We start from the raw sequence: 21,849 nt of genomic DNA on the forward strand, positions 1-21,849 counted from the left end.
CCGCGCGTGGGCAGAACGCGTGGCTCACCGCGCGGCCGCCGGCGCGGGTCTCGAGATCAGGAGATGACACGGAATCAGGAGGATCCGGCCGAGATCGTCCTGAGCCGGTGATATCTCCTGTTCTGGGGACCCGCACGTGGGCAGAACGCGTGGCTCACCGCCCGGCGGTCGTGCCGGCGGCGGATCGGGCGCGTTCGAGCTCGCCGACGGCGACCTGCACGGCGTCTTCGGCCCGGCGGATGCGGCGGGCCGCCATGGTCGGGCTGCCGAACCGTTCGCGCACGCGGTCGTCGCGCTCGCGCACCCGGACGACGATGTACGAGCAGGCGACCAGCAGCACCTGCGCCGACAGGTTCATCCACAGCAGCAGGGCGATCAGCGCCGCGAACGAGGCGAGCAGCGGGTTGGATGTCGCGCCCCGGACGAACAGGCTCGACAGCTGTTGCAGCACGGTGAGGCCGACACCGCCGATCACCGCGCCCGGGATGATCGCGCCGGCGGGCGCGCGCAGCCCCGACAGCACGACGAACAGCAGGGCGACGATGCCGGCGTCGAGCACGAAGACCACCAGCACCGTGCCGGCGTAGGTGAGCGTGTGCACGAGCGCGGTGGCCGCCGGCCCGACCCAGTCGCGGACAAGCCCTGCCAGCACGGTGACGAAGAAGGTGGCGGCGGCGGATGCCACGATGCCGAGCGCGATCGCGACGGCCAGACCCAGGTTGCGCAGCAGCACCCAGAGGAAGAAGCCGTCGTCGCCGGTCTGGTCGGCGATGGTGCGCAGGGCGGCGCGGGTGGAGGCGATGGCGCCGAGCGCCGCGCCGACCAGGCCTGCGGCGCCGACCACTCCGGCGATGGTGAGGCCGGCCGGCGCGGTGATCGCGGCCGGGTCGACCAGACCGCCGGATCCGACCAGGCCGGGGATGACGGCATCCACCGTCGTCGTCAACCGGTGCATGGCATCGGGATCGCCGGCCAGCCAGGCCGCGGCGACGCTGAAGCCGAGCAGCACGGCGGCGAAGACGCTGAACAGGGCCCGATAGGTGATCGCATCGGCCAGGCGCGGCCCGCCGTGCTCGGTGTAGTGCAGGAACGCCCGGACGGGTGTGAGCGTCAGCGCCCAGGCGGTGACCCTGCGGATGGTCTCTCGCACGCGCCCACCCTATCCGGACCGCGGCCGGGGCCGAACGGCCTGTTCCGACCCCGTGCGTTCGACTAGGATCAGCCGGCTCGGGGCTTCTCAGGCGGGAGGCGAGGAGTTTTCTCCCTGGTGGCAGGAGGTTTCTCCCCCTTCTGGAGCCCGGTCAGGTCACGGATCGGTCACGCCGCCTCGACGGCGCCGGCGCCGCTGTTACCGTGAACCCGCATTCGCGATGCCGGGACCCGAATCCGCTTACGAGACGTCAGACGACACCCTTCCCCGGCACGGACGGCTCGCCTGAGATTCGGCACCGTCCGCTCGGATGCGCCCCGTCCGGTCCCCGATCGCCCGCAGCCTCTGCGGCGGCATCCCGCCGTCGCGGCGTGCTCGCGCGCGTCGAAGACACCGCAACCGACCACCCGCCCGGCGGGTCCGTCCAGAGGAGCCCCCCATGTCCGAACCCATCACCCCGCGTCCCGCCTCGCGCCGCAGGCGGCTGGCCCTCCCCGTCGTCGTCGCCGGCGCCGCGGCATCCCTGCTGCTCGCGCTGAGCCTGTCGCCGTCGGTGGCCGCGTTCACCGCGCAGATCGCCAACAACGGCAACACCGCCGCAACCGGCACGCTCGCCATGAAGGAGTCCAGCGGCACCGCGACCTGCACCAGCGGCCCCACCGGGGCCGCCACCTGCGCGACCATCAACAAGTACGGCGGCAACACCGCGATGGTCCCCGGCGGCGCTCCGGTGGTGACCACGGTCACGATCACCAACACCGGCACCGCACCGGCGAACACGTTCACGCTCGCACCCGGTGCGTGCACGAGCGCGCCGACGTCGCAGACGGCCAACCTGTGCGACAAGCTCCGCGTCGTCGTCGCGCAGGACGGCACGCAGATCTACGCGGGTACGGCCGCGGGGTTCACCGCGGTCCTCTCGCGCCCCGCCCTGGCCGCGGGCGCCAGTTCGACGTTCACGTTCAGCGTCTCGATCGACTCGAGCGCCGACAACGCCTACCAGGGGCTGACCGCATCGCAGCCGCTGGTGTGGCAGTTCAGCTCCTGAACCGGCGGTGACGGTGAGCGCTGCGACGGCCGGCCGCACCCGGATGCCGGGATGGATCGGCGTCGCGATCGTCATCGCGGTGGTGGGTCTGGCCGTCGCGGCGCTCACGGCGTTCGGGCTGCGGATGCTGGTGATCACGACGGCGAGCATGGGAACGACCGCACCGGTTGGATCCCTCGTCGTCGCCCAGCCGCAGTCGGAGTACCACGTGGGCGAGGTCATCTCGTTCAGGGCGGAAGAGCGCGTGGTCACCCACCGCATCGTCGCCGCCGACGAGGCCGGGTTCACCACGAAGGGCGATGTGAATGCGGCGCCGGATGCCTGGCACGTCGCACCCGACGCCGTCATCGGCGCCGCGGCCTGGATCGCCCCCGGGCTCGGCCGACTGCTGCAGGCTGCGCCCTGGCTGGTGCTCGGCATCGCGCTGACCGAGACCCTCGCCCGGCTCACCGGGCGAGGGCCTGGGCGCCACGTCATCCGGCTGGTGGGCTGTGCGCTCACCGTCGCGATCGTCTCGCTGTGGCTGCGGCCCTGGGTGGGCGTCGCGCTGCTGAGCGTGCAGCCCGCCGGGGACCGCGGCGTGCTCATGCACGTGGTCAACACCGGACTCTTCCCGGTGCGGGCGGGATCGGTCAGCCTGCGCAGCGGGCAGGACGCGCTCGTGCACGTGATCGACCGGCTGCCGTCCGGCGCCTACGGGCTGGCGCCCGTCCCCGACCTGTCGTGGGCGTGGCGGCTGGGCATCCTCGTCGTGTGCCTCGTGCCGCTGATCATCGCGCTGCTACTGCCGTCGCCTGCCGTGTCGGTGCCCGCCGCCGCGGCCGATGGCGCCACAGCCACGGATGCCACAGCCGTGGCGCATCCGGTCGCGAAGGGCATCATCGTCCTGGCCGTCACGATCCTCGCGGTGATGCTGGTGGCGGTGGTGAACACGATCTGGTCGACGGCGGCGTTCTCGGCCGTCATCACCGACTCAGCGAACACGGCGGGCACCCGGCCGTACTTCACCTGCAAGGCCGCCGCCACGAGCGTGGCGGCACCCGGCACCTACGCCGCGTATGCGATGGGCACGAGCGGCCCGTCCACCGAGCAGGACCTCACCACGAACAACCGCGACGGCACCTGGGCGCGCTCACGCTCGGTCGTGAACTCGTACGGTTGCACGCGCGACACCCCGCTGGCGTCGGTGACCTTCAACGGCACCAACCAATGCCTGTACGTGCCCGGGCGTCTCACCAACCCGAGCACGTTCTCGCTGGAGGCGTGGTTCCGCACGAACAAGAAGTCGAACGGCAAGATCATCGGTTTCGGCGACGCCAACGGATCGGCCGCCGACGGCTCGTACGACCGCCACATCTACCTCGACTCCAGCGGACGCGTCGTGTTCGGCGTCTACCCGGGAAGCGTGCGGACGATCTCGACGACGTCGAACAACGCCGACGACCGGTGGCACCACGTGGTGGCCACGCTCTCGCCCGCCGCCGGCATGGCCCTGTACCTGGACGGGCAGCTCGCGGCATCCAACCCGGCGGTGACCACCGCGCAGAGCTACGCCGGCTACTGGAAGATCGGGTGCGGCAATCTGACCTCGTGGGCCAACGGCACCGTCACGAGCGGCAACAACACCGGCTACAACGGCCCGTCCTACTTCGACGGCTGGCTGCAGTACGCGGCGGTCTACACGGTCGCGCTGACCCCAGCGCAGGTGAAGGCGCACGACCTGGCGGGGGTGCCCTGACGCAGGCATCCGTCACGACCCGCCGACGGATGCCTCACCCTGACCGCGATGCCGACGCGCGCGACGCGGATGACGCGCTCGCCGCGGATAAACTGTGCGCGAACATGGAGACCGAGCGCATCGTCCGCGTGATCCTCGTCGAGGACCAGGCGCTGTACCGCTCGCTGCTGGGGGACCTCATCCGTCGCGAGGACGGATTCGCGCTCGTGGCGGCGACCGGCAGCGTCGCCGAGGCGCGCATGCTGGCGGCCACGCGTCCTGTCGACGTGCTGCTGCTGGACATCGAACTGCCCGATGGCAACGGTTTCGCGCTGGGGCGATCGCTGCGCACCGCGCGGCCCGAGCTCGGCGTGGTGCTGCTGTCGGCGCACGACATGATGGACCTGCTGCTGGCCCTGCCCGAGTCCGACCGACGCGGCTGGAGCTACCTGTCGAAGGTGTCGTCGACCTCGCGGCAGACGCTGCTGCGGGCGCTGCGCCTGAGTGCAGACGGCGGCAGCATGCTCGACCCCGACCTGGTCGCCGGCCTCACGCCCCGCCGGGGCAGCGCCCTGGCCGAGCTCACCGCCCGCCAGCTGGCGGCGCTGCGACTGCTCGCGCAGGGGTTGTCGAACGCGGCGATCGCCCGCGAGATGGGCATCTCTGCGCATTCGGTCGACAACCTGCTCAACGGCGTGTACACCACGCTCGGCGTCCGCGACGACGGCGATCTGAACAGCCGGGTCGCCGCCGCGCTGCACCTGGTGCGCGACGGCGCGAGTGGTGCCGTATGAACGCGCCCGCCCCACCACCGGTCACCGAGGCCCTCGCCGCCCGAGACCGGCGTGACGACCTGCGCGTGCTCGTGCTGGCCGCCGGGGCGCTGCTGCTCACCTTCGCGATCGGCGCCACCGTGCAGGCCATCTTCGTGTTCCGCCCCGAACGGCTCGACGCCGCGCATCTGCTGGCACAGAGTTCGATGCTGCCGATGCGCCTGCTCACGAACGTCGCCACGGTCGCCTCGGTGTTGGTCGCCTGCGCCGCGGTGCGGCTGAACGAACGGCGCCTGCCGGTCGCGTTGGCGGCCATCGTCGCCCTGAGCGTGGCGGCGGGGATGCTCCGCCACGGGGCACAGCTGCTGCTCGGCATCTATGTGCGCCCCGCGCTGGAGACGAGCCTCATCGAGATCACCTCGGTCGCCGTCGTCGTCACGGTGTCGCTGCTGCTCGCCCTGGCCCAGGTGCGGGCCCGCGCGCGGCTGCGCGAGCACGAGCGCGCGGCCGCCGAGCACCGCACCCGCGCCTCGCTCGCGCTCGCCGAACTCGCGACCGAAGAGATGCGGGTGCGCCGCGAGGTGGCCGAGGGCCTGCACGGCACGCTGCAGGGCCGCCTCGTGGTGACGCAGAGCGCCCTGGCGGCGCTGCGCCGTCGCGGCCAGGCGGCGGGGTGGGATGCCGCAGACCTGGCCCGTCTGGACGACATCCGCCGCGATCTGGAGTCGATCCGCGAGCGGGACGTGCGCGAGCTGAGCCAGCTCGTCTACCCGGTGGGGGTGGATGTCGGCATCGCGCACGCGGTGCAGGTGCTGGTGCGTCGGCTGCCCGCCGACATCGCCGTCGACACCGACATCTCGCCCGAGGCCGGACACGCCCTCGACGGCACCGACACCGACGCGGTGGGACGGCGCATCACACTGGTGCGCGCCGTCGAAGAGGGCATCACCAACGCCCTTCGCCACGGGGCCGCGACCGCCCTCGCCATCCGCATCGCGCTCGACCCCGCGGCGTCGCGCATCGTGCTGACCGTCGACGACGACGGCACCGGTGCGCCCGAGACGGCGACGTGGAACGGGCTGGCGCGGATCGCCGAGCGCCTCGCGCTGCGCGGCGGCACGGCCGCTCTGACCGGTTCGTCGATGGGTGGCGCCTGCCTGCGCGTCGAGCTGCCGACATCCCTCACCCCCGCCGAATGAGGCCCGGCGGGTGGCGCGGCGGTCACTGGTCGCGGTCGCGCGCGACGGCCCGGTCACGGTCGCATCCGACCGTCCGGTCACGGGCGAGCCCGGCCGCCCGTTCCCGGTCCTGCGCGACAGTCCGGTCACGGTCGCACCCGACCGTCCTATCGCGGTCATGCCCGACCGCCCCGTGGCGTTCGCCCGCGCGTGAGGCGTGCGTCACACCCGTCACGATTTTCTCGTTGACAACAACATGAGAATGCTCTCATGATTAGGGGGACAGAGGAGAACGGTCGCCGTCACCCGCCGAAACGGGGCAGCTGACGCGCACCGAAGATCCGGTGGACCGGCGGGTGGGTGACAGGGGACACATGGAGCAGTTTCGTCGTCGCTCGCGGCGCGAGGCGCAGGTCGAGGGCACGCTCGAACCCGCCCTCGGCGCCGCGCAGGACGCGGCGCGCGCGTTCGGCGCCGACCGCACCGCCGGCGACGATGCCACCGCCGCCGACGATGCCACCGACGGGCTGATCTGGCGGGCACTACTGCAACAGCGCCCGAACCTGCTCGACGAGGACGTCTTCCGGCCTGCTGAACCTGCCCACGCCGCCGACACCGACGCCGAGCCCGACTTCCAGCCTGCTGAACCCGCCCACCCTGCCGACACCGACGACACCGAGACCGCAGAACCTGTGCCCGCCGGCGTCGAGCCCGGCGAACCCGCCGCCGCAGCAGAACCCGAGCCCGACGAGGAAGACCCGTTCGACTGGCTGGACCAGTACATCGGCAGCCCCGACCGGGTCAAAGACGACCTGATTGCCGAGGCGACCCGCCCCGGCGACGCCGACGGCGACCCCCACGCGGCCGTCGGGGTCGACGACGAGCCGGCCGAGCCTGAGCCGCCCGCACAGCCGGTGACCGCGCACGATGCCGCCGTCGCGCTGGCGGGGCGCCTGGGGCTGGCATATGTCGACCTCACCGAGTTCGCGGTCGACCAGGCCGTCGTCGATCTGATCCCCGAGCAGATGTGCCGCCGGCAGGCGGTGCTGGCGATCTCGCGGGTGGGCGAACGGTTGATGGTCGCGGTGGCCGACCCCGAGAACGTCATCGTGCTCGACGACGTCGCCGCCGTGGCCGGCTCCGCGATCGTGCCGGTGGTGGCCGAGCGCGACGCGATCCTCGCCGCCATCGACCGGTACCGGCGCGCCGACTCCGAGCTGCAGGAGCTCACCTCGGCGTTCGAGGGCGGACCCGACGCCGACGGCGACCTGTGGGCGCAGGATGTCGGGGCCACCGCCGACGACGAAGCCCCCATCATCCGGTTCGTCAACCTCATCATCAGCCAGGCGATCCAGGACCGCGCCTCCGACATCCACATCGAGCCCGGCCGCGACGACCTCCGGGTGCGCTACCGCATCGACGGCGTGCTCACCACGGTGCAGAGCGTGCCGCGCTCGATGATCCCCGGTGTGATCAGCCGGCTGAAGGTCATGGCCGAGCTCGACATCGGCGAGCGCCGCAAACCCCAGGACGGCCGGCTGTCGATCGTGCACGCCGGCCGCACCGTCGACCTGCGTGTGGCATCGCTGCCGACGGTGTGGGGTGAGAAGATCGTCGCCCGCGTGCTCGACGCACCGGTCGCCAGCCTCAAGCTCGACGACCTGGCGATGCTCGAGCGCAACATGCAGATCTTCCGCGCGAGCTTCTCGAAGCCGTACGGCATGATCCTGGTCACCGGCCCGACCGGGTCGGGCAAGTCCACCACCCTGTACACGACGCTCGCGGCCATCTCGACCCCGTCGGTGAACGTGATCACCGTCGAAGACCCGGTCGAATACCGGATGGCGGGGATCAACCAGGTGCAGGTGAACCCGAAGGCGGGCCTGACCTTCGCCGCGGCGCTGCGCTCCATCCTGCGCTCGGACCCCGACGTCATCCTGCTCGGCGAGATCCGAGACCAAGAGACCGCGAAGATCGCCATCGAGTCATCCCTGACCGGCCATCTCGTGCTCTCGACGCTGCACACCAACGACGCGCCGAGCGCGGTCACCCGGCTCATCGAGATGGGCGTCGAACCGTTCCTGGTGGGCTCGGCGCTGGACTCGGTGGTCGCGCAGCGGCTGGCCCGCCGGCTGTGCCACCGGTGCCGCACCGAGTCGACGGCCACCGAGACCGAGCTGCGCATCCTCGGGGTGACGCCCGACGCCGCGGCAGAGCCTCCCACGGTGTACCGGCCCGCCGGATGCCCGCAGTGCTCGGGCACCGGCTACCGGGGCCGCATCGCGCTGCACGAGGTGATGGCCATCGACGACGAGATCGAGCGGCTGGCCGTGGCCAACGCGCCCACCGCTGAGATCGCCGCGCACGCCGAGGCGAGCGGCATGACCCGGCTGCGCGGGGACGGCTGGGCGAAGGTGCTTCTGGGGGAGACATCCGTCGACGAGATCCTGCGGGTCACGGTCTGAGGGTCGACGGCGATCACCCCGTCGCGGCGGGGCGCACAACGAAAGGCGAACACGGTGACGGCTGAGGAAGGATACCCGCCCGGGCGCGGCGGTTCCCGCTTCGACGAGCTGCTGCGCGGGCACGACGGCGACGCCGAGCTGCGCTCGCTGCTCGACGGGCTGCCCGGGGTGACCCTGCCGTCGGCCCCGGCGCCCGCCACGACCGCGGCGCCGGCGGCACCCTCGCCCGGGGGCTTCGATCCTGCCACCGGGCAGCGCCGCACCCGCCGCGACCCGGCCGCCCCTCCCTCGCCGCAGGCGCGCTCGGGCGAGGTGCCCGCGCTGCTTCGTGCCCGAAATCCCGAGGTCGACCCCGAGTTCGTCACCGCGATCCGCGCCGTGCTCGAGTTGGGGGCATCCGATCTGCACCTGGTGGCCGAGTCGACGCCGGTGGTGCGCATCGACGGGCAGCTGCAGTCGGTGGCCGGCACGACGATCTGGAGCCGCGACCGCGTGCGCCGGGTCATCGAAGGGTTCGTCCCGGCCGACCAGCTGCGTGTGTTCGAGCAGGAGCTCGAGCTCGACCTCGCGTACGCGGTCGGCGATCTCGCCCGGTTCCGCGTCAACATCTTCCAAGACCAGCGCGGCCTGGGCGCGGCGCTGCGCCTGATCCCCACCCAGATCAAGTCGGTCGCGCAGCTGGGGCTGCCCCCCGAGCTCGTCGACCTCGCGCACCTGCCGCGCGGGCTGGTGCTGGTGTGCGGTCCCACCGGGTCGGGCAAGTCGACCACGCTGGCGGCGATCATCGACAAGGCCAACGCGTCGCGCGCTGCGCACATCATCACCGTCGAGGACCCGATCGAGTTCTTGCACCATCACAAGCGCGGCATCATCAACCAACGCGAGGTCGGCGCCGACACGCACGGCTTCGCGCACGCGCTCAAGCATGCGCTGCGGCAGGACCCCGACATCATCCTGGTCGGCGAGATGCGCGACCTCGAGACCATCTCGACCGCGCTGACGGCCGCCGAGACCGGGCACCTGGTGTTCGCGACCCTGCACACGCAGGATGCCGGGCAGACCATCGACCGGGTGATCGACGTGTATCCGGCCCACCAGCAGGCGCAGGTGCGCACCCAGCTGGCCGCGACGCTGAAGGCGGTGGTGGTGCAGACGCTCATCCGGCGCGCGGGCGGCACCGGCCGCGCCGTGGCGACCGAGGTGATGTTCTCGACCCCGGCGATCCAGGCGCTCATCCGCGCGGGCAAGACGCACCAGCTGCGCACCGCCCTGCAGGGCGGGCAGGCGGTCGGCATGCACACCCTCGACCAAGACCTGGCCCGGCTGGTGCTGGCGGGTGAGATCGAGTACGCGCAGGCCGTCGAGTTGGCGCAGGATGTCACCGAGTTCGACCAGCTGGTGCGCAACCGCGGTCTGTCGGGTCAGGCGGCCGACGCCGTCGTGCCCGAGGGCATGCGACAGGTCGCCGGTGGCACCGTGGGAGGGCTGTGAGCATGGCCACGGCGACCAAGACGGGCCAGTGGGCGTACCGCGGCAGCGACCCGACCGGAAAGCGCGTCAAGGGCGTGCTGGAGGCCACCGGCGAGGGGCAGGCGATCCAGCTGCTGCGGGCCCGCGGCATCCAACCCGACAAGCTGGCGCAGAAGGGGGCCGGCACCGGCCTGCAGCAAGAGATCACGATCCCCGGGCTCGAGCGCGGGCCGTCGCTGAAAGACCTGGCGATCCTCACCCGCCAGCTGGCGACGATGGTGGGCGCCGGGGTCTCGATCCTGCGGGCGTTGGCGATCGCGCAGGCACAGACCGACAACGCCAAGCTCAGACGCACGCTCGAAGAGGTCGCGGCCCAGGTCGAAGGCGGCACGGCACTGTCGGCGGCGCTCGAACAGTTCCCCCGGATCGTGCCGCCGATCATGGTGCACCTGGTGCGAGCGGGTGAGACCGGCGGGTTCCTCGACCGGTCACTGGTGATGGTGGCCGACAACTTCGAGGCCGAGACCAAGCTGCGCAGCAAGGTGAAATCGGCGCTGACCTACCCGGTGGTCGTGCTCGTGATCGCGCTTGTGGCGGTGGCGGCGATGCTGATCTTCATCGTGCCGGTGTTTGACAAGATGTTCAAAGACCTCGGCGGCAGACTGCCCGCGGTGACCCAGTTGCTCGTCGATCTGTCCCACGCGATGCCGATCGCCGGGCCGGTGATCCTGGTGCTCGGCGTCGGGTTCGCGATCTGGTGGGGGCGCAACAAGAACACCGCGGCGGTGCGTCGGGTGGTCGACCCGCTCAAGCTCAAGATCCCGGTGTTCGGCAGGCTCAACACCAAGATCGCGCTGACCCGGTTCACCCGCAACTTCGCCACGATGCTCGCCTCAGGCGTGCCCATCCTGCAGTCGCTGTCGATCGTCGGCGCGACCAGCGGCAACCAGGTCATCACCTCGTCGCTGCAGCGCGTGCAAGAGAGCGTGCGGCAGGGCAGACCGATCGCCGAATCGCTGTCTGACGTGGGCATCTTTCCCGAGATGCTCATCCAGATGGTGGGCATCGGCGAGGAGTCCGGAGCGATCGACAGCATGCTCGAGAAGACCGCCGACTTCTACGACGACGAGGTCGAGCAGATGAGCTCGCAGCTGACCGCGATGCTCGAGCCGCTCATGATCGTGTTCATGGGAAGCCTGCTCGGCTTCATGATCGTGGCGCTCTACATGCCGATGTTCATGGTCTTCCAGACCATCCAGTCCATGTGACGGGTGCGCCGGAAGTGGTTCATGAGAATCGTTTCATTTTTGTTATATGAGAGTCTTCTCACGATTTCGGCCGACTGCTAGCGTCGGCTCCGTCGAGGCTCCCGTCCCGACCGTTTGCACCCCAGGCAAAGGAAAAGAAATGATCAAAGCTGTTTCGCAGGCACTGGCCAAGAGGAAGGACGGCGAGCAGGGCTTCACCCTGATCGAGCTCCTGGTCGTCGTCATCATCATCGGCATCCTCGCCGCCATCGCCATCCCCGTCTTCCTCAACATGCGCACCGGTGCGTGGAAGGCCTCCGTGGAGTCGGACGTCAACAACGCCGTGCTCGCCGTCGAGCAGGCCGCCCAGGCGAACAACGGCTCCTACGACGGGCTGGAGGACGGTGTCGCCGACGCCACCGGCGCCACGCCGGTTCAGGGGAAGGTCGGCAACGAAGCGTTCACCGCGAGCGACGGGAACGTCATCACCGTTGACATCACGGGTAACACCTACACGGTCGTGGGCACGAACAAGAGCTACGGCGAAGCCCACAAGTACACGTACATCAGCAGCGACGGCTCCAAGAAGTGGGATGACAAGTAGGGCCTGAGCCTGTCAGTTCACCCCGACCGTGTTGTGCCTGCGCGGGCGCCGCGCAGGCACAACACGTCAGATCCGCAGACCGAGACAGGAGGGAGGTCGGTGGTCATGACCGCGCACACGAACGACGACGGGTTCACGCTCGTCGAGGTGATCGTCGCCATGCTCGTGTTCGCCATTGTGATGACCGGCTTCCTCTACACGGTCACCGCGGCCCTGGTCACCACCCGCGATACCCGAGCGCGGGTGGTGGCCGCCAATCTCGCCGCCCAGCAGATCGACCTGGCCCGCTCGGCCGCCAGCGTCTTCGACATCACCAACCACACCCTCGCCCCGATCACCCTCAACGGCGACACCTTCCACGTGGCGGTCACGACCTCGTGGATCACCGACGGCGGCACCGCCGCCAGCTGCGAGGCGGGCACCGCCACCGGGGCGCTCTCGTACAAGCAGGTCTCGGTCGAGGTCACCTGGGACAACATGCGAGGCGGCGCGCAGCCGGTGCGCAGCGACACCGTGATGGCCCCGAAGACCAAGATCAACAACCCCACCCTCGGCACCGTGCTGGTGGGTGTCGTCAACGCCGCCGGCACCGCTGTGGCCGGTGCCACCGTCAGCCTCGCCCCGGCGAACGTGCCCGCGGCCACCACCGACAGCGACGGCTGCGCGTACCTGCTCAAGGTGCCCCCGGCCGACACCTACACCGTCACCGTCTCGAAGCCCGGCTATGTCGGCTATGCCAACGGCGCGCTGGTCGACACTCCCAGCGCCACCGTGTCGGTCACCGCCGGCAACTCGTCGCGCGTCAGCTTCGCGTTCGATAAGGCCACCACGTTCACCGCGACCTACGCGCCCGACGCCCCCGCGACGACGCTGGTCCCCACCGACCTGACCACGACCTTCCTGTCCACCTACGGCACCTTCCCGATCACCACCAGCGGCACCGGCCTGACGAAGACGTTCACGCTGTTCCCCTTCTCATCCGGCTACAGCGTGGTCGCCGGCGCCTACGTCGAGTCGTCCGACCCGGGTTCGGCCTGCCTCGCCCCCGACCCCGGCCAATGGGCGGCCGAGTCCGACACGGTCGCCACACGCCCCGCCCCGGTCGCCGGCACCCCCGGCGGCGCCGCCTCGGTCGACGTTGGGATGGGCGTCATCCGGATCCCGGCGGTATCGGGCACCAACACCTACCTGAAGGCCGAGTATGTCGGCGGCGGCGACGGCGACCCCGGATGCAAGCGCGGCATGACGTACACGTTCGGCAGCGTGCTCAGCTCGAGGGCGACCACCACGATCGCGCTGCCCTACGGCACCTGGAAGCTCTACCGCGGAAGCAGGAACGCGCAGACCACGGCGATCGACAGCGGCCTCACGCTGCTCACCGACGGCGCGATCACCGCACAGGGCATCGTGCTCGACCCGAGGACGGCCGGATGATCCGGGCGCTGCGCCGACGGCTGCACGGCGACGACGACGGGATGACGCTGATCGAACTCGTCGTCGCCATGGGCGTGTTCGCGCTGCTGCTGACCCTGGTGGTGTCGATGTTCGTCTCCACCGCACGCGCGTTCAGCGACGAGCGCGGCGCCGTCGACAACAGCCGCCTCGCCTCGACCTCGATGAACGAGGTGACCCGCATCGTCCGCGCCGGCACCGAGATCCCGGTGTGGGGCAGCGCCGAGAACGACCCCGTGTTCGTCTCGGCCGGCGCCGAACAGCTCACGCTCAATGCGTTCATCGACGCCGGCACCTCCGACGATCCGCCGCCGGTGCGGGTGCGGTTCGCCCGCAACGGCCAGAACGAGCTCACCGAGACGCGGTGGAGCGCCTACCACGACCACACGACGTACTGGAAGTTCCAGACCACCTCGACCTACGCGCGCCTGATCGCCCGTTCGCTGCTGCCGCCCGACCCGGCCGCACCGCTGTTCCGGTACTACGACGCGGACGGTACCGAGTTGGTGCCACCGCGCGGCGGCAGCCTCTCGGTCTCGCAGATCCGCAACATCGCCAGCGTGCAGATCACCATGCAGGTGCAAGGCGACGGCAGCGGCCGCGTCGACCCCGTCGAGATCCGCAACATGGTGGGCCTGCCGAACCTCGGCGTCGCCCGCGTGGAGGTGCACTGATGTCACCGGCACGTCGGGCCGCCGACGGCGAAGAAGGCGCCGCACTGCTGATCGTCCTCGCCGTGGCCGCCGTGCTGGCCATGCTGATGACGCTGCTGGTCGGGCTCTCGATCAACGGCATGCGCCAGGCCCACTCCGATGCCGACTGGAACGCGGCCCTCGCCGCCGCATACGCCGGCGTCGATGAGTACCAGAGCCGACTGGCCGAAGACACCGGCTACTACCGATACGGCAACCCGGCCTCGCCGTTCAGCTCCGGCACGGTGACCGCGCCGCCGACGGCCAACCCGGCGTTCGGCGTCGGCCCCGGTGGCAGCTGGGCCACCGTCGCCGGCAGCGGCGGCGCGGCGCAGTTCCGCTACGAGGTCGACAACTCGACGTACGCCACCACCGGCCGCATCCGCATCCGCTCCACCGGAAAGGTCGGCACCGCCACGCGCACCGTCATCGCCGACCTCAAGCAGCAGGGGTTCATCGACTTCCTCTACTTCACCGACTACGAGGTGCAAGACCCGAGCATCGCCGCCTCGACGGGCGCGAGCTGTTACAACGCCAGCGGCACGTTGAAGTACAGCTGGGAAGGCCGCACGGCCGGCAGCACCTGTAACGAGATCGCGTTCGGTGGCAGCGACACCAACAACGGGCCGGTGCACTCGAACGACACCATCCGCGCCTGTGGGGCGACTTTCACCGGGGCCGTCACCACCGCCAAGCCCAGCGCGCCGTTCTATCTGAACCGGGACGCCAACAACGCCGCCTGCGACGCCGCGAAGTTCAGACTCACCGGCTACCCCGCGCCGTCCGGCGGGATCATCGGGATGCCAGCCACCAACTCGCAGCTGAAGAAAGAGACCCGCACCGACCTCGTGAACGACGACGTCCCCCGGCCGGGATGCCTCTACACCGGGCCGACACAGTTCACGTTCTACGCGAACGGCACCGTCAACGTCATCTCACCGTTCACCCGATACACCCGCATCGGCAACGCGAACGCCACCAGCGGGTCGACTCCGACCGAGTGTGGTGCCATCGCCGCGCTGCAGTCCCCCGCCGGCGCCACGATCACGGTGCCCGACAACAACGTCATGTACGTGCAGAACGTGCCGGCCACCGCCGCCGACGTCAACTACTGGGCACCGACCGACAACCCGCGCGACTTCACCTGCACCGCGAGCGGGTCGGCCGGTACGCGGGGGTGGACGTTCGGCACCGGAAAGAACGCCACCGGCTATCCGCGAAAGACCTCGGATGCGGCCACGACCGAAACGGCACCCACCGCCACCACCTACGGCTGCCGCTCGGGCGACGTGTTCGTGAAAGGCACGTTCAACGGCTCGGCGACCCTCGCCGCCGAGAACTATGTCTTCGTCGTCGGCGACCTGGTGTACGACGATGCGCAGGACGACATGCTCGGGCTCGTCGGCAACAACGCGGTCTGGGTGTACAACCCGGTCAGGGCGGTCACCGACCGCAGAGGCAACGTCACCTACCACCTGCTCGACACCGGCAAGAACCGCACGATCGACGCCGCCATCCTCTCGGTCGCGCACACCTTCCAGGTGCAGAACTACGACAAAGACACCACCCGCGGAACGCTGACCATCCTGGGGGCGATCGCCCAGAAGTACCGCGGCCCCGTCGGCACCGGCGACGGCGTCACCCTGTCCACGGGTTACGCCAAGAACTACGTCTACGACGACCGGTTCAAGTACAAGGCGCCGCCCAAGTTCCTGAACCCGGTGACCACCACCTACGGGGTCACCTCGTGGGTCGAGACCGCCGCCGTGTGGGCCGCCGACGGGTCGGCGCGATGACCGGCATCCCGATCTTCTTCCCGGTGGTGGCCGCCGGGGTGTTCGGTGCGCTCATCGGCTCGTTCCTCAACGTCGTGGTGTGGCGGGTGCCGCGCGGCATGAGCATCGTGCGACCGGCCAGCGCCTGTCCGCAGTGCGAGCGGGCGATCGCCCCCTACGACAACGTGCCGGTGCTCTCGTACCTCGTGCTGCGCGGACGCTGCCGCGGGTGTGCGGCCCCGATCTCGGCGCGCTACCCGGCAGTCGAAGCGGGCACCGCCGTCTGGTTCGCGGTGGTCGTGTGGGCAGGGCTGGCCGGCGCCTACCCGCTCGCGGCCGTGCCGGTCCTGCTGTACTGGGCGGCGATCGGCATCGCCCTCGCGCTCATCGACCTCGACCACCAGAAGCTTCCCGATGTGATCACCCTGCCGGCGTACATCGTCACGGCGGCGCTCGTGGTGGTGGCATCCGCTCTGAGTGGCGAGTTCACCCGGCTGGCGTCGGCCGCCGCGGGTCTGGCGGCGCTCGGCGGCCTCTATCTGCTGCTGCACCTCGGCTATCCCGGCGGCATGGGGCTCGGCGATGTGAAACTCGCCGGCTCGCTCGGAATGCTGCTGGGTTGGCTGGGCTGGCCACAGCTGGTCGTCGGCGGATTCAGTGCGTTCGTCGTCGGCGGCGTGTTCGGTGTGGCGCTGATGGCGGTGCGGGGCGCGGGCCGGCGCACCCGCATCCCGTTCGGCCCGTTCATGCTCGCCGGCGCATGGATCGGCGTGTTCGCCGGGCCGGCGCTGGCACGGCTCTACCTCACTGCGACCGGGCTCGCATGACACATACGGAGGACACATGGCAGCAGTAGTCGCGCTCGATCTCAGCCGAGGCGGACTGCGCGGGGTGCAGGTGGACGCGCCGTACACCGCGCGCCCGAAGATCAGCCGCTTCGCCGCCGTCGACGTGCCCGACGGCACGGTCTTCGACGGCGAGATCCTCGACCAGCGTCGCGGCGCCGACGCCCTCAAACGCCTGTGGAAGGCCGGCGGCTTCACCACCAAGAAGGTCGTGTTCGGCATCAGCAACCGCAAGATCGTGGTGCGCGAAGTGACGCTGCCCACACCCACCGGGCCCCGCCGCCGCAGCGCGCTGCGGTTCGCCGTCGAAGGTCAGGTGCCCATCGACCTCGACGACGCGATCCTCGACTTCCTGCCGTTGCGGGATGTCACCGTCAAAGGCGAACCGCACGAAGAGGGCCTTCTGGTGGCCACGGTGCGCAGCAGTCTCGAATCCACGGTCACCGCGATGGAACGCGCCGGCCGGTACGTGGACGCCATCGACTTCTCGGGATTCGCGCTGCGACGCCTGCTGCCGGCCCCGCAGCGGGGCGCGCAGGCCATCATCAACGTGGGCGCGGCCACCACCACGGTCGTCATCTCGGCCGGACAGGCGCCGCAGTTCGCGCGCATCGTCGCCAGCGGGGGCGACGATGCCACCCGCAGCATCGAACGCGCCCTGGGCATCAGCTTCGCCGAGGCCGAGGCCGACAAGAAGGCACGCGGCCTGCGCGGCGGCGCGGTCTCGACCCGCGACGTCGAGGCCGAAACGGTGCTGCGCGAGAACGTGGCCGGCCTGATCGACAGCATCCGCAACACGCTCAACTTCTGGACGCACGCGCACCCGGAACTGCCCGTCTCGAGCGCCGTGCTCACCGGCGGCGGCAGTCGGCTCAACGGGCTGGCCGCCGTGCTCAACCGCGCCCTGGGCGTGCCGGTCGAGTACGGCGACACGATGTCGGCGTTCGCTCTCTCACGCTCGGTGCGCGGTGCCGACCTCGACCGTTGGGCCCTGGAACTCGCCGCCCCGCTGGGCGTGACCGTCGGAGCGAAGACGCCTTCGGCCAAGGCGGCGTCGGCGAAGCCGGCTTCGGCGAAGCCGGCGAAGCCGCCGCGGGCGTCACGGGCGCAGAAGGCGCAGAAGGGTGGCACGAGGTGACCGCGGAACTGACCGAGACTCCGCCTCGACGCCGCCGCGACACGGGGCAGGCCGGCACGGCGCCGGCCGGCACGGCGCACGCCGGCACGGCGCACGCCGGCACGGGGCAGGCCGGCACTGGGCAGGTGGGCACGGCGCCTGCGGCACCGGCATCCTTTCTCGCACGGGTCGACCTGCTGCCGCCGATCGTCGAGGTGCGGCGCCGGCAGCGAGGGACCATCCGACTGCTCATGCTCGGGCTCGTCGGGCTCGTGCTCGTCTCGGCGGCGGTCGGGCTCGCCGTCTCGTTCCTGGCCGGTGCCGCCGAGGCGGGCCTTGGTGCCGAACAGCAGCGCAGCCAGATGCTCAAGCTCGAGCAGGGCACCTACGCCGAGGTCTCGACGGTCAAGTCGCAACTGAAAGACTACGAGAGCGCCGAGACGGCGGCCCTGTTCGCCGAGGCGGACTGGGCGCGGCTGATGACCCAGCTCGACGACGTGCTGCCCGACACGATCACGCTGACCAGCGAACAGATCACGGTCAAGGGCGTCGCGCCCGGCGGCGCAACCGCCGAGTCGACAGGGCTGGATGCCCCCGGGGTGATCGAGATCTCGTTCACCGCCACCGCCGACTCGTTCGACTCGCCGACGCCGCTGCTGAACGCGCTACAGAAGCTCACCGGGCACGTCAGCGCCACCGTCGACGGTGTATCGGCGTCGGATCAGGACGGGTACGTGATCACCGGCATCGTGCAACTGGATGCCGACGCCCTCGGCGGCACCGCCCGCACCGGCGCGCTCGACGCCGACACGCTCGCCGACCTGCACCGGCAGTTGCAGGATGCCGCCACCGGCGCGACGGCCGCCGGTGACGACGCCGCAGGTAAGGGCACCGACGGCGACGGCACCGCCGCTGACGACACAGGCACGGGCGCCGACACGACCGGCACCGATTCGACGGGGAACTGACGACATGGACAAGTACCGCCTCAGCCTCATCGTCATCGCCGCCCTCGCCGTCGCGATCCTCGCCGGCGGCTGGTTCCTCGGCGTGCAGCCGCAGCTGGACCGCATCTCGACGGCCGACGCGCAGACCGCGTCGATCCGTCAGCTCAACGACGTGCAGCAGATCAAGAACGCGGCGCTGCGCAAAGAGAGCGAGCACCTCGACCACGACAAGGCGCAACTCGCCTCACTGCAGCAAGAGATCCCGACATCCCGCTCGCAGCAGGCGCTGATCAACCAGTTCGACGCGGCCGCCGGTGCGGCGAAGGTGACGATCCGCACGCTGGCGTTCGCCGATGCCTCGACGTTCGCCCCGCCGCAGCAGGTGAACGCACCCGTGCCCACGGGCGGAACGCTCGTGGCCGTGCCGCTGACCATGACCGTCGACGGCTCGCGGTCGGCCCTCGAGTCGTTCGTCGCCAACCTGCAGCGCTCCCGGCGGATCGTCACGATCGCCGACAGCCACTACACCGGGCCGGCGGATGCCTCGCTCACCCTGTCGGGCACCACCTGGGTGCTGATGCCTGCGCAGTAGCCCGCCGCTGACATGCCCGGCCGACCGGCGCTTGCGGTTTGGGGCGGGTTTGTGCGTTCGGGGCGCATCTGTGCAGCCGAATCCGCACGAATCCGCCCCAAAACAGGCCCCGGAGCCGCCGGCTACAGCCCTAAGTACCAGCGCCCGATGGTGGGGCCGGCCATCAGCCCCACCCAGGCGCCGGCCAGCATGAAGGGGCCGAACGGGATCGCCGTGCGCCGGTCGGCGCGGCGGCCGACCATGAGCGCGATGCCGAACACCCCGCCCAGCAGGAACGCCGCGAACGCGCCCACCGCCAGCGACGACCACCCCGACCAGCCCAGATACAGACCGAGCACGCCGGCGAGCTTCACGTCACCGCCGCCCATGCCGTCGGGGCGCACCAGCCGCAGCAACGCATAGAAGAGGTAGAGCACGACCATCCCGACCGCCGCACGCAACAGCGCCTCGCCGTCGCGGCCCAGCAGCGACGCCACCGACAGCAGCACCGCGGCGACCGGGTAGCTGGTCAGCACGATCGGGTTCGGCAGCCGGTGCACCGCGATGTCGATGAGCCCGAGCAGCAGGGTGATCGCCACCAGGTACAGCAGCGCGGCCAGCGCAAACCAGGACGCCGCGTCGCCCCGGCCCCCCATCCACCAGAGTGTGACGATCGAAAACCCCACCGCGCACGCCAGTTCGATCACCGGAACCCGGGTGCGGGCGCGCCCGGCGAGGATACGCACCAGCCACCCCGTGCCCAGCCCGATCACGCCGGTCGCGACGGCGGTCAGCACAAGCGCCACACCCGACATCGGTGCCTCACGCGTCCTGTGCGCGCGGCTCGGGCTCGTCGCCCTCCCAGCCCGTCACCGGCGACCGGTCACCGGCCGCATCGTCCTGCCGCAGCCACCGCGCACCCTCGGGCCAGCTCACCGCGAAGGTCGGGATCACCTTGTACAGCCGCTGCCCGAGCGCCGCCGGGGTAGCGAACGGACGCGCCGACACCGGCATCCGCAATGCCGGGTCGTACCGCACCCCGTCGGACGGGCGCAGCCGGATCGTCAGGTCGAGGTCGTCGTGGATGTCGGGGTTCGTGCGATCGACACGGTCGCGCACGCGCGCCCAGACCGCGGTGCGCATCGCGAAGTTCGACCCGAACACCAGCGGTACGCCGGTGATCTTCTCGACCCAGTACGTGCCACCGCCGATGTACCAGTGCGAGCCGAAGTAGTTCGTCAGCCGGCCGCCGTCGTAGAACTCCGCGCCCCCGGTGAGCACGCCCAGGTGCGGGTCATGCACGAATGCCCGCACGATCCGGGCGATCCAGTCCGGGTGTGGGCGCGAGTCGGCATCCACCCGTGCGATGATCTCGGCCGAGTCCATCGCCTCGTCGTACCCGCGGGCGGCCGCAGGCCAGATGCCGACCATGCTCTCGGTCACCACGTCGGCGCCGAAACGGCGAGCGACGTCGGCCGTGGCATCCGTGCTCGCATTGTCGACCACCAGGATGCGGTCGGGGGCATGCGTCTGCGCGCGCAGCGCGGTCAGGCAGGGTTCGAGAAAGTCCGCGTCGTTGCGACACGGGATCACGACCGTGACACGCGGCTGCAGAGGCACCTCTACACCCTACCCATGGCACAGTGAAGGTGTGCGAACCCACAACCTCGACAGTGCCGTCGATTCCGCCGTCGGCGCCGGAGCCCCCCTCGTCATCGCCGGAGTGACCGGCCCGGATGCCACCGGCTACCTGCATGCGGCAGGCGATGGCGCCGCGCCCGACACGGTCATCGCCCTGTATTCGGCGACCAAGGCGTTCACCGCCACGGCGGCGCTGCAGTGCGTCGAGGACGGCCTGATCGACCTGGACGTGCCGGCAAAGGAATACCTGCCCACCATCGGCGAGCTGCAGGTGCTCACCGACCTGGGCGACGACGGCGCGGTGCGCACCCGGCCGCCGGTGCGCGACATCACCCCGCGCATGCTGCTGCTGCACACGTCGGGGCTCGCCTACGACATGTTCGACAGGCGGTACGCGATTCTCGCCCGGGAGCGGATGCGGCATCCGTCCGCCACCCCACTGCGCGACTCGATCACCACACCGCTGCTGCACGACCCCGGCGAGCGGTGGACGTACGGCACGTCGATGGACTGGATGGGCCTTCTGATCGCAGAGGTGCGGGGCAAACGGCTCGAGGACGTGTTCGCCGAGCGGATATATGCTCCGTGCGGCATGCGGTCCACGTCGTTCGATGTGTCGCCCGCGATGCGGGAGCGGCTAGCGACGGTGTACCGCCGGCAGCGTGACGGATCGATCGTGCCGACGAAGGTGTCGCCACCGGACGTGCCGGAGCTCGACATGGGCGGGCAGGGACTGTTCTCGACGGTGCCCGACCTGCTGGCCCTGCTGCGGGTGTGGCTGGGCGACGGGATGGGTGCGCACGGCCGGGTGCTGCAGGCTGCGACCGTGGCGTGGGCGGTGCAGGGCGCGCCCGGGGTCGAGGTGACGCCGCTGCCGTCGGCGATCCCGGCGCTGACGCGCGAGGCGGACTTCTTTCCCGGCGCGCGCAAGTCGTGGGCGTACTCGTTCCTGCGCAACGACGACGACGTGCCCGGCGGGCGGCGGGCCGGGTCGCTGACCTGGGCGGGCCTGGCGAACGTCTTCTACTGGATCGACCGCTCCTCGGGCATCGCGGCCGTGTGGGCGACGCAGCTGCTGCCGTTCTTCGACCCGGTGGCCGAGCAGGGCGTGGCAGCATTCGAGCACGCCGTCTACGAGGGGCTCGGTCGGTAGCTCG

Annotated in this window: 19 protein-coding genes; 16 read left to right on the plus strand and 3 right to left on the minus strand. The window is 70.7% G+C overall.

Annotation, left to right across the window (positions count from 1 at the left end):
* Window positions 1-154: 154 nt before the first annotated feature.
* Window positions 155-1,150 carry a YihY/virulence factor BrkB family protein gene (locus H577_RS0105790; RefSeq protein WP_029145156.1) on the minus strand — a complete coding sequence of 332 codons (996 nt, stop codon included), beginning with the start codon at window positions 1,148-1,150 and terminating at the stop codon, window positions 155-157.
* A 439-nt stretch (window positions 1,151-1,589) separates the two neighbouring features.
* Here H577_RS0105790 and H577_RS15290 point away from each other — a divergent pair, with 439 nt between their 5' ends.
* The 15 genes from H577_RS15290 to pilO all read left to right on the plus strand — a co-directional run bounded on the left by H577_RS15290 (window position 1,590) and on the right by pilO (window position 19,072).
* Window positions 1,590-2,198, plus strand: a complete 609-nt coding sequence (locus tag H577_RS15290) for a hypothetical protein (RefSeq protein ID WP_029145157.1) — start codon at window positions 1,590-1,592, stop codon at window positions 2,196-2,198.
* A gap of 13 nt (window positions 2,199-2,211) precedes the next feature.
* A complete protein-coding gene (locus H577_RS0105800) occupies window positions 2,212-3,936 on the plus strand; it encodes a signal peptidase I (RefSeq protein WP_156876566.1) in 1,725 nt (574 codons plus the stop codon).
* Between the two features lie 104 nt (window positions 3,937-4,040).
* A complete protein-coding gene (locus tag H577_RS15295) occupies window positions 4,041-4,709 on the plus strand; it encodes a response regulator (RefSeq protein ID WP_036284028.1) in 669 nt (222 codons plus the stop codon).
* A complete protein-coding gene (locus H577_RS0105810) occupies window positions 4,706-5,887 on the plus strand; it encodes a sensor histidine kinase (RefSeq protein ID WP_029145159.1) in 1,182 nt (393 codons plus the stop codon). Before H577_RS15295 ends, H577_RS0105810 begins: the two co-directional genes overlap by 4 nt.
* 353 nt (window positions 5,888-6,240) lie before the next feature.
* Window positions 6,241-8,331, plus strand: coding sequence for a GspE/PulE family protein (locus H577_RS15300; protein ID WP_051191795.1), 2,091 nt, complete (start codon window positions 6,241-6,243; stop codon window positions 8,329-8,331).
* A 54-nt stretch (window positions 8,332-8,385) separates the two neighbouring features.
* On the plus strand, window positions 8,386-9,822 hold the full coding sequence (locus H577_RS15305; protein ID WP_245570341.1) for a type IV pilus twitching motility protein PilT: 1,437 nt from the start codon (window positions 8,386-8,388) through the stop codon (window positions 9,820-9,822).
* A gap of 2 nt (window positions 9,823-9,824) precedes the next feature.
* Entirely contained in the window at window positions 9,825-11,069 is a 1,245-nt protein-coding gene (locus tag H577_RS0105830; protein ID WP_029145161.1) for a type II secretion system F family protein, read from the plus strand.
* A gap of 139 nt (window positions 11,070-11,208) precedes the next feature.
* The gene (locus H577_RS18205; RefSeq protein ID WP_051191796.1) at window positions 11,209-11,652 is read left to right on the plus strand and encodes a prepilin-type N-terminal cleavage/methylation domain-containing protein; all 444 of its coding nucleotides are present in this window, start codon (window positions 11,209-11,211) and stop codon (window positions 11,650-11,652) included.
* Window positions 11,653-11,757: 105 nt separating this feature from the next.
* Window positions 11,758-13,086: a carboxypeptidase regulatory-like domain-containing protein gene (locus H577_RS0105840; RefSeq protein WP_036283958.1), complete on the plus strand. Its 1,329-nt coding sequence runs from the start codon at window positions 11,758-11,760 to the stop codon at window positions 13,084-13,086.
* Window positions 13,083-13,778: a PulJ/GspJ family protein gene (locus H577_RS15315; protein ID WP_036283959.1), complete on the plus strand. Its 696-nt coding sequence runs from the start codon at window positions 13,083-13,085 to the stop codon at window positions 13,776-13,778. The genes H577_RS0105840 and H577_RS15315 overlap by 4 nt, the downstream gene beginning before the upstream one ends.
* The gene (locus tag H577_RS0105850) at window positions 13,778-15,592 is read left to right on the plus strand and encodes a hypothetical protein (RefSeq protein ID WP_036283961.1); all 1,815 of its coding nucleotides are present in this window, start codon (window positions 13,778-13,780) and stop codon (window positions 15,590-15,592) included. Before H577_RS15315 ends, H577_RS0105850 begins: the two co-directional genes overlap by 1 nt.
* Window positions 15,589-16,398 carry a prepilin peptidase gene (locus H577_RS0105855; protein WP_029145165.1) on the plus strand — a complete coding sequence of 270 codons (810 nt, stop codon included), beginning with the start codon at window positions 15,589-15,591 and terminating at the stop codon, window positions 16,396-16,398. The genes H577_RS0105850 and H577_RS0105855 overlap by 4 nt, the downstream gene beginning before the upstream one ends.
* Window positions 16,399-16,414: 16 nt before the next feature.
* Window positions 16,415-17,554 carry a type IV pilus assembly protein PilM gene (gene pilM, locus H577_RS0105860; protein ID WP_029145166.1) on the plus strand — a complete coding sequence of 380 codons (1,140 nt, stop codon included), beginning with the start codon at window positions 16,415-16,417 and terminating at the stop codon, window positions 17,552-17,554.
* Window positions 17,551-18,501 carry a hypothetical protein gene (locus H577_RS17805; protein WP_029145167.1) on the plus strand — a complete coding sequence of 317 codons (951 nt, stop codon included), beginning with the start codon at window positions 17,551-17,553 and terminating at the stop codon, window positions 18,499-18,501. The genes pilM and H577_RS17805 overlap by 4 nt, the downstream gene beginning before the upstream one ends.
* 4 nt (window positions 18,502-18,505) lie before the next feature.
* Window positions 18,506-19,072, plus strand: coding sequence for a type 4a pilus biogenesis protein PilO (gene pilO, locus H577_RS0105870; RefSeq protein WP_029145168.1), 567 nt, complete (start codon window positions 18,506-18,508; stop codon window positions 19,070-19,072).
* A 122-nt stretch (window positions 19,073-19,194) separates the two neighbouring features.
* Here pilO and H577_RS0105875 read toward each other — a convergent pair whose 3' ends face one another.
* Window positions 19,195-19,857, minus strand: a complete 663-nt coding sequence (locus H577_RS0105875; RefSeq protein WP_169566248.1) for a prepilin peptidase — start codon at window positions 19,855-19,857, stop codon at window positions 19,195-19,197.
* Window positions 19,858-19,873: 16 nt separating this feature from the next.
* Window positions 19,874-20,671: a glycosyltransferase family 2 protein gene (locus H577_RS15320; protein WP_084515888.1), complete on the minus strand. Its 798-nt coding sequence runs from the start codon at window positions 20,669-20,671 to the stop codon at window positions 19,874-19,876.
* Between the two features lie 31 nt (window positions 20,672-20,702).
* On the opposite strand from H577_RS15320, the gene H577_RS0105885 reads away from it, so the two are divergent.
* Window positions 20,703-21,845, plus strand: a complete 1,143-nt coding sequence (locus H577_RS0105885) for a serine hydrolase domain-containing protein (RefSeq protein ID WP_029145170.1) — start codon at window positions 20,703-20,705, stop codon at window positions 21,843-21,845.
* The last annotated feature ends 4 nt before the right edge of the window (window positions 21,846-21,849 follow it).

The sequence above is a fragment of the Microbacterium luticocti DSM 19459 genome, from assembly GCF_000422405.1.
Lineage (GTDB): Bacteria > Actinomycetota > Actinomycetes > Actinomycetales > Microbacteriaceae > Microbacterium > Microbacterium luticocti.